The 12,331-nt window shown below is 71.0% G+C and carries 14 protein-coding genes; 12 read left to right on the plus strand and 2 right to left on the minus strand.

The window, feature by feature from the left end; all coding sequences use genetic code 11:
* Positions 1-603, plus strand: a 603-nt coding sequence (locus tag AC1RTA_RS12065; RefSeq protein ID WP_492784826.1) for a hydroxypyruvate isomerase family protein, incomplete at its 5' end; no start/stop codon positions are given.
* Between the two features lie 287 nt (positions 604-890).
* On the opposite strand, the gene AC1RTA_RS12070 is transcribed toward AC1RTA_RS12065, so the two are convergent.
* The gene (locus AC1RTA_RS12070) at positions 891-1,367 is read right to left on the minus strand and encodes a bacteriohemerythrin (protein WP_014238430.1); all 477 of its coding nucleotides are present in this window, start codon (positions 1,365-1,367) and stop codon (positions 891-893) included.
* Between the two features lie 338 nt (positions 1,368-1,705).
* On the opposite strand from AC1RTA_RS12070, the gene AC1RTA_RS12075 reads away from it, so the two are divergent.
* Both AC1RTA_RS12075 and AC1RTA_RS12080 read left to right on the plus strand, forming a co-directional pair.
* Positions 1,706-3,025 (plus strand): glycerate kinase type-2 family protein, encoded by a 1,320-nt coding sequence (locus tag AC1RTA_RS12075; RefSeq protein WP_492784827.1) that lies wholly within the window; start codon positions 1,706-1,708, stop codon positions 3,023-3,025.
* Positions 3,026-3,265: 240 nt separating this feature from the next.
* Positions 3,266-3,391, plus strand: a complete 126-nt coding sequence (locus AC1RTA_RS12080) for a hypothetical protein (protein WP_492784828.1) — start codon at positions 3,266-3,268, stop codon at positions 3,389-3,391.
* 25 nt (positions 3,392-3,416) lie between these two features.
* Here the strand turns inward: AC1RTA_RS12080 and AC1RTA_RS12085 are convergent, their stop codons facing one another.
* Positions 3,417-4,316, minus strand: a complete 900-nt coding sequence (locus AC1RTA_RS12085; protein ID WP_492784829.1) for a LysR family transcriptional regulator — start codon at positions 4,314-4,316, stop codon at positions 3,417-3,419.
* 109 nt (positions 4,317-4,425) lie between these two features.
* Between AC1RTA_RS12085 and AC1RTA_RS12090 the strand changes: the two genes are divergently transcribed.
* The 9 genes from AC1RTA_RS12090 (at position 4,426) to AC1RTA_RS12130 (ending at position 12,266) form a co-directional block, all read left to right on the plus strand.
* A complete protein-coding gene (locus AC1RTA_RS12090) occupies positions 4,426-5,160 on the plus strand; it encodes a sulfite exporter TauE/SafE family protein (RefSeq protein ID WP_287873879.1) in 735 nt (244 codons plus the stop codon).
* Complete coding sequence (locus AC1RTA_RS12095; protein WP_492784830.1) at positions 5,153-5,548, plus strand: hypothetical protein; 396 nt, start codon at positions 5,153-5,155, stop codon at positions 5,546-5,548. The genes AC1RTA_RS12090 and AC1RTA_RS12095 overlap by 8 nt, the downstream gene beginning before the upstream one ends.
* Positions 5,549-5,664: 116 nt before the next feature.
* The gene (locus AC1RTA_RS12100) at positions 5,665-6,414 is read left to right on the plus strand and encodes a FadR/GntR family transcriptional regulator (RefSeq protein ID WP_492784831.1); all 750 of its coding nucleotides are present in this window, start codon (positions 5,665-5,667) and stop codon (positions 6,412-6,414) included.
* Positions 6,407-7,867: an FAD-linked oxidase C-terminal domain-containing protein gene (locus AC1RTA_RS12105; RefSeq protein ID WP_492784832.1), complete on the plus strand. Its 1,461-nt coding sequence runs from the start codon at positions 6,407-6,409 to the stop codon at positions 7,865-7,867. Before AC1RTA_RS12100 ends, AC1RTA_RS12105 begins: the two co-directional genes overlap by 8 nt.
* On the plus strand, positions 7,864-8,964 hold the full coding sequence (glcE, locus tag AC1RTA_RS12110) for a glycolate oxidase subunit GlcE (protein ID WP_492784833.1): 1,101 nt from the start codon (positions 7,864-7,866) through the stop codon (positions 8,962-8,964). Before AC1RTA_RS12105 ends, glcE begins: the two co-directional genes overlap by 4 nt.
* A gap of 1 nt (position 8,965) precedes the next feature.
* Entirely contained in the window at positions 8,966-10,228 is a 1,263-nt protein-coding gene (gene glcF / locus AC1RTA_RS12115; RefSeq protein WP_152089641.1) for a glycolate oxidase subunit GlcF, read from the plus strand.
* A 6-nt stretch (positions 10,229-10,234) separates the two neighbouring features.
* Positions 10,235-11,131 (plus strand): HDOD domain-containing protein, encoded by an 897-nt coding sequence (locus tag AC1RTA_RS12120; RefSeq protein ID WP_492784834.1) that lies wholly within the window; start codon positions 10,235-10,237, stop codon positions 11,129-11,131.
* A gap of 61 nt (positions 11,132-11,192) precedes the next feature.
* The gene (locus tag AC1RTA_RS12125; protein WP_014238420.1) at positions 11,193-11,504 is read left to right on the plus strand and encodes a hypothetical protein; all 312 of its coding nucleotides are present in this window, start codon (positions 11,193-11,195) and stop codon (positions 11,502-11,504) included.
* Between the two features lie 21 nt (positions 11,505-11,525).
* A complete protein-coding gene (locus AC1RTA_RS12130) occupies positions 11,526-12,266 on the plus strand; it encodes a PP2C family protein-serine/threonine phosphatase (protein WP_130458990.1) in 741 nt (246 codons plus the stop codon).
* Positions 12,267-12,331 lie beyond the last annotated feature (65 nt).

Genomic DNA, 12,331 nt, shown 5'->3' on the forward strand with positions numbered 1-12,331 from the left:
GAGCGGGGCCTCGGCTGCCTGCCCGGGCGGGAGGCGGAATTCCGCCAGGGCGTTGAGCTGGCGCTGGAGTATGCGCTCACCCTGGGCTGCCGTCGGCTGAACTGCCTGGCAGGCCTGGCCCCGGCCGGGGCGGTGGAGGCGGCGGAAGTGGAAGCGGCGGAAGTGGAAGCCGAACTGCGCGCCACCTTCATCGCCAACCTGCGCTGGGCCCACGCCAAGCTGGCACCCCACGGTATCGAGCTGCTGGCCGAGCCCATCAACAGCCGGGTGGACATGCCCGGTTTCTGGCTCGACCGCCCGGCCAAGGGCCTGGAGGTGCTGGCGGAGGCGGGCGTGGGGCGGCTGCAGTACGACCTCTACCACGCCCAGATCATGGAGGGAGACCTGGCCCGATTCCTGGAGCGCCATCTGGCGGCCATCGGCCACCTGCAGATCGCCGACAACCCGGGGCGCCACGAACCGGGCAGCGGTGAAATCCATTACCCCTATCTCTTCCGCCGCCTGACGGAACTGGGCTACGACGGCTGGATCGGCTGCGAATACAAGCCCGCCGCCGGCACCGAGGCCGGCCTGGGCTGGCTGGCGGCGGCGCGGGGCATCTGAAAGTGGAGTGGCCTGGGGGCCAGGCAGGACGGCCATCTCAGCCATGGGTCATCGGAGAATGGCGTCGTTGCTGCCTCAGCGGGCAGGTGCTGTTCGGCGGTCGCGCCGGGCTCCTCTCGGCGGGCCTTGTCGCTTACGGGGCAGGCGGGCCGATTTTCCGGGCGGCAGTCCCCTGTAAGCGGCAAGCCGCGGGGGCGGCAGCATCGCCCGGGGCGCCACGGCCGCGGCAAAAAGAAACGGCAGCCTCGCTGCCGTTGTCCTGCACTGCCGGCCTCAAGCGGCCCGGCTTACCAGAAGCGCCACCAGGCCTTCTTCGAGTTCATGGCCGCCTCCACCTCCGGCGACCAGTCGGCGGCCAGGGGCACGCCGAGGAAGTGGCTGCCGAAGCGCTTGTCGGTTTCGCTGATGTGCTTGGTCAGCCACACCTTGAGGAAGTGCAGCAGTTCGAAACTGATGGCGGCCTTGCCCGTGTCCAGCTTCTCCTGCAGCTCCCGGATCTGGCGGATCAGCTCCTCGTGCTGGGCCTTGTGGCCGGGGAAATCCGGATAGTTGGTGACCCGCATGAGGCTCTCTTCCACGGTGAAATGGGTGCGGGTATAGTCGGCCAGCCGGTCCAGGATCTCCCGGGAGGTGGCGCTGCCCTGGTGGTCGCGGATGGCCTCGTGGAGCTGGTTGAGCAGGCCCACCAGGACCTTGTGCTGTTCGTCGATTTCCTGGATGCCGACGGAAAAATCGTCGCTCCAGGTGAAAAGTTCGGTGCTCATGGGCGGGCGCTATGGTCAGAAAGGCAGAAGGCGGTAAAAAGGCGGCAACGGGGTAACGGCCCCATGTCCTCCCCGGCCGGCCCGAGGCCGGCGCAGAGCGGGCCCTTGGCCGCAGGGAGCCCGGAGGCTGGGCGGTCAGCCTAACCCCTGGACGCCGGCGACCGTTGATCCAGGTCAAGAAAGTATGCATTAGGTAATAGCGCTCTGCCGGGCGACCTGCCCAGCGCACGGCCGGCCCAGGCCGCACCGGCGCCGGCCATCGGCCCCGCTTCTGCCGCCAGCCGCCGACGATGGCAGCGAGTGCCGTCCGGTCAGTCCCGACTTTTCCCGGAGTCCCCATGTCCGCTGCCTCCCACAAGCAACTCGCCCCCGACGCCCTGCTCCACAACCTGCTGCAGGCCGCCCTCGCCGCCGCCGATCCGGCCCGGCTGGTGCCGCCCCATCTGCCGGACCCGGCCAGCCTGCCCGAGGGCGGGCGCCTGGTGGTGGTGGGCGCCGGCAAGGCGGCGGGGGCCATGGCCCGGGCGGTGGAGGAGCGCTGGCCCGGCCCCCTTTCCGGCCTGGTGGTGACCCGCTACGGCCACGGCCTGCCCTGCCACCGCATCGAAGTGGTGGAGGCGGCCCATCCGGTGCCGGACGCCGCCGGCGAGGCCGCTGCCGCCCGCATCCTGGAACAGGTGCGGGGCCTGACGGAAAAGGACCGGGTGCTGGCCCTCATTTCCGGCGGCGGTTCCGCCCTCATGGCGGCCCCGGCCCCCGGCGTCAGCCTGGCCCAGAAGCGGGCCCTGACCCGGGCCCTGCTGCGCTGCGGCGCCGACATCGGCGAGATCAACTGCGTGCGCAAGCACTTCTCGGCGGTCAAGGGCGGGCGCCTGGCCGCCGCGGCCTGGCCGGCCCCGGTGCTGACCCTGGCCATTTCCGACGTGGCCGGCGACGACCCCTCGGTCATCGCCTCCGGCCCCACCGTGGCCGATCCCACTACCTGCGCCGACGCCCTGGCGGTGCTGGCCCGCCACGGCATCGAGGTGCCGCCGGAAGTGGCCGCCCTGCTGCAGTCCGGCGCCCTGGAAACGCCCAAGCCCGGCGATCCCCGGCTCGGCCGCAGCGACTACCGGCTCATCGGCCGGCCCCAGCAGTCCCTCCTGGCCGCCGCCGAGGCCGCCCGGGCCGCCGGCATCACGCCCCTGGTGCTGGGGGACCGGGTGGAAGGGGAGGCGAAGGAGGTGGCCAAGGTCATGGCCGGCCTGGCCCTGGCCTGCCAGGACCACGGCACGCCCCTGGCGCCGCCCTGCGTGCTCCTCTCCGGCGGCGAGACCACCGTCAGCGTGGCGCCGGGCGCGCCCCTGGGCCGGGGCGGGCGCAACAGCGAATTCCTCCTGGCCCTGGCGCTGGCCCTCGGCGGCCGGCCCGGCATCCACGCCCTGGCGGCGGACACGGACGGCATCGACGGCTCCGAGGACAACGCCGGCGCCCGCATCGATCCGGCAACCCTGGCCCGGGCCGCCGTTGCCGGCCTGGACGCCCAGGGCCATCTGGCCGGCCACGATGCCTACGGCTTCTTCGCCGGCCTGGGGGACCTGCTGCTGACCGGCCCCACCCGCACCAACGTCAACGACTTCCGCGCCGTGCTGGTGCTGCCGGAGGAGGACAACGGCTGAGGCCGGGCCCTTGGCCGGCTCAGGCGCCGGCGCGGCACCACCAGTTTGGCGGTCAGCACCTGCACCTGCATCTGCACCGTGTCGCCGTGTTGGTTGAGGGGGCGCTGGGCACCGTGACCATGCCCTGCCGGGGTTTGGAACGGGAGGGCAGCACGGACTGCACCTCGCTTTTCCCCCGCAGGGTGTCGCCGGGTCGGGTCGGCCGAGGCCAGACGATTTCGCCGCCGGGCCCTGGCCCTGATGCCCTCCCCGGCAGGCGGTCTGGTGCTGGCCAGGACGGTGGAGGATGAAACCCTTTCCGCCGCAGTCCTCGCCGCGGTGCGGGAGGAACTGGCGGACGGGTCGCCGGGCAGGGGCGGCGGATGAGGCGCCGGGGGCCGGGTGTGGCGCCTCAGCTGGCCGGCGGCGCGGCTTGCCGCAGATGCTCCACCAGCTGCCGGGCATAGGGCGGCAGCGCCTCCAGCCGGCGGCAGCAGAGCTGCAACTGGCGGCTGGCCCAGGCATCGGCCAGAGGCACCACCGCCAGGTCCATGCTGCGGGCGTAGCGGCGGGCTGCCGTCACCGGGACGATGCCGACGCCGACGCCCGCTTCCACCATGCGGCAGAGGGCGTCGAAATTGCCGAGCCGCACCCGGTAGCGGGGCTGGCGGCCGATGCGGGCGCCGTGGGCGGCGAGAAAGTCGGGCAGGGCGCTGCCCGGGGTGAGGCCGACCCATTCCCAGTCCAGGGTGTCGGCGAAATTGACCGTCTCGCGCCCGGCGAGCCCATGGCGGCGGCTGCATACCAGCACCAGGCGGTCTTCCCGGAACGGCAGGGTTTCCAGCTCCCCCGGGTCCACCGAGTCGGCAATGATGCCCACATCGCCCAGGCCGGCGGCGATGGCCTCGACGATGTGGTGGCTGAGCCGTTCCTCCACGTCCACATCGACCTGGGGATGGGCGGCGAGAAAGGCGGCCAGGGCCTCCGGCAGGAACTCGCTGAGGGCGGCGGTGTTGCCCAGCAGCCGGATGTGGCCCTTGAGGCCCTGGGCATACTGGCCCAGGTCGCCGCGCAGATGCTGCACCTGGGCCGCGATGGTCTGGGCGTGGTGCAGCAGGGCACGGCCGGCAGGTGTCGGCGTGACGCCGCGCCGGCCCCGTTGCAACAGGGGCGTGCCCAGGGTTTCCTCCATGCCGCGGATACGGGCGCTGGCCGAGGCCAGGGACAGATGGCAGCGCTCGGCGCCGGCCGTGATGCTGCCGCTGTCGGCGACCTGGATGAAGAGATTGAGGTCCGTGAGATCGAAACGCATGGCGCGGCTCCCTGCTCAGCCTATGGAATAGCCGAAGTGTGCCTGAGAAAAATGCCGATTTTCAGGGGGTGATCCATGTTTCAGACTGAGGCTCATGGAAAACTCACTCATGCTTCTCGCCGTCGGCACCCTGGCCGGCGCCATGAATGCCCTGGCGGGCGGCGGCTCCTTCGTCACCCTGCCGGCCCTGATCCTGGCCGGGGTGCCGTCCACCGTCGCCAATGCCACCAGCACCGTGGCCCTGTTCCCCGGCGCCCTGGCCAGCGCCTGGACCCTGCGGCGGGACTTTGCCCCCTTCCCCGGGGTGGCCACCTCCCGCCTGCTGGCGGTCAGCCTGGCCGGCGGGCTGATCGGCGCCATTCTGCTGCTGCTGACACCCTCCCGCCATTTTGACCTGCTGGTGCCCTGGCTGCTCCTGCTGGGGGCCGTGGCCTTCGCCTGGGGCGGCGCGGCAGGCCGCCTGCTGCGACGGCAGCGCCATCCGGGACCGGGCGTCATGCTGGCCGGCCAGGGCCTGCTGGCCGTCTACGGCGGCTATTTCGGCGGCGCCGTGGGCATCATGATGATGGCCCTGTGGGGCATCTGGGGCTACACCGAACTGCGGGCGGTGAACGGCGCCAAGAGCCTGTTCGTCGGCGCCACCAATGCGGTGGCCGTCCTCTGCTTCATTGTCGCCGGCCAGGTGCGCTGGGGGCCGGGCCTGGCCCTGGCGGCCGGCGCCGTTGCCGGGGGCTGGCTGGGGGCGCGGCTCAGTCAGCGCCTGGAACCCCGGCGTCTGCGGAAGGGGGTGGTGCTGCTTAACTTCCTCATGGCCGGCGCCTTCTTCTGGCGCACCTATGGCTGAAGTCCTGCCGCCCTTGCCCGGGTGCCGGCGGCTGTATCTGTACGAGAGGCCGGGGGAAGGGCTGGTCAATGGCCGGGGGGAGCCCCTGGCCGGCTGCGGGGCGGCCCGGGTGGTGTTCCTGTTCCGTCACGGCCGCTGCCGTCGGCTGTTGCTGTCGCCAACTGCCGCGAGGCTTGGCGCTGGCGGCCCGGCCGGGTTGCGCGCCTACGGGGCCGCCTATTTCCATCTGGCCCGCGACTTTAGCGGGGTCGCGCTGCCAGCTGACCCCATTGCCGGCTGGCTGGCCGGGTTCATGCTGGAAGTGCCGAGGGAGATGCCGCCGGGGCTGTTGCATTTCCTCTCCGCCCGGCGTGGGGGGCATGCCGGGGGCGGGGAGGGTTTCCCCTAGGTTGACCGGTAGCGGGGCGGGTTTTAGTCTTGGCAAAAATTTGTCAGACAACTTTCATGGCCGCTTCCCCATCCCTTGCCATCCCTGCCGCCCCAGGTTCCGCCCGGGGCCGTGGCGTGGGCCCTTCGGCCGGGCTTTCCGCCGACATCGGGGCGGCCCTGGAGCAGCGCATTCGCAGCGGCGCCTATGCGCCGGGGGCGCGCCTGCCGACGGAAATGGCCCTGGCCGCCGAGTTCGGCGTTTCCCGCGCCGTGGTGCGGGAGGCGGTGGCCCGCCTCAAGGCCGACGGTCTGGTGGCCTCGCGTCAGGGCTCCGGCATGAGCGTGGCCGCCCGGCCCGACAGCGGCAGCTTCAAGCTGGCCCCGGGGACCCCGGCGGGGGAAGCCCTCAGCCACATCTTCGAACTGCGGGCCCTGGTGGAGACCGGGGCGGCGGAACTGGCGGCGCGGCGCCGCACCCCGGCCGACCTGGCGGCCATGTACGCGGCCCTGCAGGCCATGGGGGAGGCGGTGCGCCAGGGCGACGACGGCGCCGAGGACGACGACGTCTTCCACCAGGCCATTGCCGCCGCCACCCACAACCCGGAAATCCGCCGCTTCGTCAGCTTCCTTTCCGCCCAGTTTTCCGAAAGCCGCCGTCCCACCTGGGATGCAGCCGGCCATGCCACGGGCCGGGCTGCGGCGGCCCAGGCCGAACACGAACGGCTCTACGCCGCCATCGCCGCCGGCGATGCAGCGGCGGCACGCCAGGCGGCGGCCGGCCATCTCTATCAGGCGGCGGCCCGGGTGGGCGCGGCGCCGCAAGCAACCTGTCTTGAAGCCAAGCTGGCCGTGGGCCCAGCGCACGAGGAGAACGACCATGGGTGACCGTCTGCCGGACAGTCCGGATTTCGCCGTGGACCAGGCGGCCCTGCTGGCCGCCCTGGGGCGCATCCTGCCCCCGGGCCGGGTCTACGGGGAGCCGGAGGACCTGCGTCCCTACGAATGCGACGGCCTCACGGCCTACCGCAACCTGCCCCTGGCGGTGGCCCTGCCGGAGACGGAGACGGAGGTGCAGGCCATCCTGCAGCTGTGCCACCGGCTCCAGGTGCCGGTGGTGCCCCGGGGCGCTGCCACGGGCCTTTCCGGCGGTGCCATGCCGCACCACCAGGGCCTGCTGCTGTCCCTGGCCAAGTTCAAGAAAATCCTCAAGGTGGACCCGGTGGCCCGCACCGCCCTGGTCCAGCCCGGGGTGCGCAACCTGGCCGTGTCCGAGGCCGCCGCGCCCTACAACCTCTACTATGCGCCGGACCCTTCTTCCCAGATCGCCTGCACCATCGGCGGCAACGTCTCGGAGAACTCGGGCGGCGTGCATTGCCTCAAGTACGGCCTCACCGTGCATAACGTGCTGCAGGTGCGGGGCTACACCATGGCCGGCGAGGCGGTGACCTTCGGCAGCGCCGCCCTGGATGCCCCGGGCTTCGACCTGCTGGCCCTGCTCAACGGCTCCGAAGGCATGCTGGCGGTGATCACCGAGGTGCTGGTGAAGCTGACGCCCAAGCCCCAGGTGGCCAAGGTGGTGCTGGCCTACTTCGATTCCGTCACCAAGGCCGGCAACGCGGTGGCCGAGGTCATCGCCGCCGGCATCATTCCCGCCGGCCTGGAGATGATGGACAAGCCCGCCACCCATGCCGTCGAGCCCTACGTCAAGGCGGGCTACGATCTCGACGCCGAGGCCGTGCTGCTGTGCGAATCCGACGGCACGCCGGAGGAGGTGGAGGAGGAAATCGCCGCCATGCGCGCCGTGCTGGAAAAGAGCGGCGCCACCTCCCTGCGGGTCTCCGCCAACGAGGCCGAGCGGCTGCGCTTCTGGGCCGGGCGCAAGGCCGCCTTTCCCGCCGTGGGCCGCATCACCCCGGACTACCTGTGCATGGACGGCACCATTCCGCGCAAGCGGGTGGCGGAGATGCTCACCGCCATCGCCGCCATGGAGAAGAAATACGGCCTGCGCTGCGCCAACGTCTTCCACGCCGGCGACGGCAACCTGCATCCCCTGATCATGTACGACGCCAACCAGCCCGGCGAACTGGAACGGGCCACCGCCTTCGGCGCCGAGATCCTGGAGCTGTCCGTGGCCCTGGGCGGCTCCATCACCGGCGAGCACGGCGTCGGGGTGGAGAAGATCACCCAGATGTGCGCCCAGTTCACGCCGGAGGAGCTGGCCCGCTTCGAGGGCGTCAAGCAGTCCTTCGACCCGGCCGGCCTGCTCAACCCGGGCAAGGCCATCCCCACCCCGGCCCGCTGCCGGGAGTATCGCCAGACCCGTGGAGAAAAGGCATGAGCCAGGTTTTCGAACAACAGTGCCGGGAGCGCATCCTGGCCGCTTCCCCCGGCGCCCCCCTGCTGCTCCGGGGTGGCGGCAGCAAGGACTTCTACGGCCGTCCGGTGCAGGGCGACATTGTCGACACCCGCAGCCATCGCGGCGTGGTGGCCTACGAGCCCACCGAACTGGTGGTCACGGTGAAGGCCGGCACGCCCCTGGCCGAACTGGAGGCGGTGCTGGCGGAAAAGGGCCAGTACCTGGCCTTCGAGCCGCCCCATTTCGGCCCTGATGCCACCGTCGGCGGCATGGTCGCCGCCGGCCTTTCCGGCCCCCGCCGGGCCCAGGCCGGGGCGGTGCGGGACTTCGTCCTCGGCGTGCGCCTGATGGACGGCCAGGGCCAGGTGCTCGACTTCGGCGGCCAGGTGATGAAGAACGTGGCCGGCTACGATGTGCCCCGGCTCCTGGCCGGTAGCCTGGGGCAGCTGGGCCTGCTGCTGGAAGTGTCCCTCAAGGTGCTGCCCCGGCCCGTGGCCGAAGCCACCATCCGCCTGGAAACCTCCCAGGCCAAGGCCCTGGCCCTGATGAACCAGTGGGGCGGCAAGCCCCTGCCCATTTCCGCCACGGTGTGGAGCGACGCCGGGCACCCGGACGGAGAGGCAATCACGGTGCGCCTTTCCGGCGCCCGTGCCGCCGTCGCCGCAGCCCAGGCCGCTCTTGGCGGCACCCTGGTGGAGGCCGGCGTTGCGTCTGCCTTCTGGACCGGGGTGCGGGAACAGACCCATCCCTTCTTCGCTGGCGCCGGCGGTGCCAACGAGCCCGCCCTGTGGCGCCTCGCCGTGCCTTCCACGGCGCCCCAGCTGGACCTGCCGGGGCGCACCCTGGTGGAGTGGGGCGGCGCCCAGCGCTGGCTGGTGTCCGACGCCGAGCCCCGGCGCATCCGGGAAGCGGTGGAAAAGGCCGGCGGCCACGCCACCCTGTTCCGCGGCCCGGCGGCGGCCCGGGACCAGGCCTTCCACCCCCTGGCCTCGCCCCTGCTGGACATCCACCGCCGCCTGAAAGCCACTTTTGACCCCCGCGGCATCTTCGCCGCCGGGCGCCTCTACGAGGGCCTCTGAGATGCAGACCCAACTCGCCGATTTCATCAAGGACACGCCGGCCGGCAAGGAGGCGGACGCTATCCTGCGCACCTGCGTGCACTGCGGCTTCTGTACCGCCACCTGCCCCACCTACCAGCTGCTGGGGGACGAGCTGGACGGCCCCCGGGGCCGCATCTACCTGATCAAGCAGGTGCTGGAGGGCGGCCCGGTGACCGAGCGCACCCGCCTGCACCTGGACCGCTGCCTCACCTGCCGCTCCTGCGAGACCACCTGTCCCTCCGGCGTGAAGTACCACCGCCTGCTGGACATCGGCCGCCAGGTGGTGGAGGAACGGGTGCCCCGGGGCGGTCTGGAAGCCTTGACCCGCCTGGCCCTCAAGGAGGTGCTGCCGCGGCCCTGGCTGTTCAACCCGGCGGTGGCCGTGGGCAAGGTGTTGAAGCCCTTCCTGCCCTCCGTCCTCGGCGACAAGATTCCCGCGGCCGCCGGCGGGCCGGCCAAGCCCCGGCCCACGGCGGTGCGCCAGCGCAAGGTGCTGGCCCTGGCCGGCTGCGTGCAGCCCGGTCTGGCGCCCAACATCAACGCCGCCGCGGCCCGGGTGCTGGACCGCCTGGGCATCCAGATGATCGAGGAGCAAAAGGCCGGCTGCTGCGGCGCCCTGCGCTTCCACCTCAATGCCCAGGAAGCGGCCCTGGACGACATGCGGCGCAACATCGACGCCTGGTGGCCCCACGTCGAGGCCGGCGCCGAGGCCATCCTCATGACCGCCTCCGGCTGCGGCGCCCACGTCAAGGAATACGGCCACCTGCTGCAGGACGATCCGGCCTACGCCGCCAAGGCGGCCCGCATCGCCGAGCTGACCAAGGACGCGGCCGAACTGGTGCTGGCCCAGAAGGAAGCCCTGCTGCCCCTGCTGGCCCACCAGCCGGCCGCCGGGCGCAAGGTGGCCTTCCACTCGCCCTGCACCCTGCAGCACGGCCAGGGCATCCGCGGCGTGGTGGAGGAGCTGCTGGCCGCCGCCGGCTTCACCCTCACCCCGGTGGCCGACAGCCACCTCTGCTGCGGCTCGGCGGGCACCTACTCGATCCTGCAGCCGGAATTGTCCAAGCAGTTGCGGGACAACAAGCTCTCGGCCCTCGGCGCCGGCCTGCCGGAAGTGATCGCCACCGCCAACATCGGCTGTCTCACCCACCTGCAGAGCGGCGGCGCACCTAGGGGGACTCCTAGTGCCGTGCCGGTGCGGCACTGGGTAGAATTGCTGGAAGAGCAATTACCCCAGACTTAAGGCCCCATGACCTCCTCTGACTCCGCCGCCGCAACGGTCGAATCCGTCCCTGAAAGCCGTCTGCAAAAGGACGAGAAGACGCTGCAGCGGCTGCTGTCCCAGGGCGTCAAGCTGCCGCCCCAGCCCAAGGTGGTGGAGGAACTGGAGCGGTTGCTGCGCAGCGACGAGGCGGACCTGCGGGCCCTGGCCAGGGTCATCTCCCAGGATGCGGGCATCACCGCCATGCTGTTCAAGGCGGTGCAGTCCTCCGCCTACCGCCAGCACCAGCCCTTCGACAACCTGGAGAAAATCCTCCAGGCCATCGGCCTCAAGCAGACCCTCAACCTGGTGCAGGCCATCGCCCTCATGGGCGCCAACCAGGTTTCCAAGCACCGCAAGGCCTACGAGCGCTTCTGGAGCCGCTCCCAGACCATCGCCCAGCTGGCCATGCTGATCGCCGACGAACGGGTCATGGTGTGCAACGTCTTCCCCGACCAGGCCTACCTGGCCGGCATCTTCCACGACTGCGGCGTGCCCCTGCTGATGGAGCGTTTCCCCTCCTACTGCCGGGCCATGCACCTGGAGGAGAACGACACCTGGATCGACCTGCTGGAAGAGGACAAGAAGTACCAGGCGGACCACTGCGTCGTCGGCTATTTCGTGGCCCGCCACTGGCACCTGCCCGAGTTCATCTGCGAGGCCATCCGTTTCCACCACGACCTGCCCCAGCTGGTGCCGGGCGACTCCCGCAGCCTGGCAGCCATCATCCAGCTGGCCATCCACGCCTACCACCAGTATCTGCACCTGGACGACCCGGACTGGGGCCGGGTGGTGGAGGACGTGCAGGAGGAACTGGGCATCCATGCCGACGACCTGCCCGAATACCTGGACGTGCTGCTGGAGCGCTTTCAGCACCAATCCTGACTCGGGGCCGGCCCCGGCGCTATAATCGTCCGGAAAAACCATCCCCTGAAGGACAGCACCCTTGAATACGGCCACCTTTATCGACGCCAACGGTCAGGAACGCCCCGACCGCCGCGGCAACAGCAAACTGCGCAATGTATTCGACGCGGTGTATGTGCAGATCGAACCCTTCTTCGACCCCAAGAACACCTGGGGCGGCCACTCCCTGGAACACCTGGCTTTCCGCGTGGTGCGTGACAGCCACCCGGAACTGACCCAGCAGGAAGTGCATCAGGTCATCGTCGCCGCCACCCGGGTCTTCCACAGCCGCAATCCCCACATGGCGGGCAAGGTGCCCAGCGCCGAGGAAATCAAGGACAAGCTGCTCGGCTAGGCACGGCCCCGGGAGCCTCTCATGGCGCTGACCCTGGATGCCTGCGTCGCCCAGCATCAGGGCGACCGCAAGGAACAGCAGGACCGGGTGGGGCTGATGGCCCATCCCCGGCTCAAGGGCACGGTGCTGGCCGTGCTGGCCGACGGCATGGGCGGCCACACCGGCGGCGCCCTGGCGGCTGAGCAGGTGGTGCATACCGCCCAGAACAACTTCTCCAGCTACGCCCCGAAAGATGAAGCCGCCGGCGACCTGCTGCGCACCGCCATCCATGAGGCCCACCTGCTGATCCGCACCAGCCGCTTCCTCAACGAGAAGGACCCCCACAGCACCGCCGTCATGCTGGTGCTGGAGCCCGGCGGCGCCACCTGGGCCCACTGCGGCGACTCCCGCCTCTACCACTACCGGGGCGACCGGCTGCTGCAGCACAGCGCCGACCATTCCTACGTCGAGCATCTGGTGCGGGCCGGCAAGATCACGCCGGAGCAGGCCCTGATCCACCCCAACCGCAATGTCCTGCTCACCTCCCTGGGCGACAAGGACGATCCCAAGATCGACGTGGGCCAGGCCGAGGTCCAGCCCGGCGACAACTTCCTGCTCTGCTCCGACGGCCTCTGGGCCTATTTCTCCGACGCCGAGATCGGCGGCGTGCTGGCCGCCTTCCCGGCCCGGGAAGCGGCGGAAATCCTCATCAACCGGGCCCGCCAGCGCTGCCAGGGGGAGGGCGACAACTGCTCCCTGGCCATCCTCCGCCTGCTGCCCTGAGCCGTCCGCCGCCAGGCCGCTGGCATGGAAATCGCAAATGCATGGCCGTCATCCCCCGGAGCCGG

It is taken from the genome of Azospira sp. MPR-E4 (assembly GCF_058809645.1).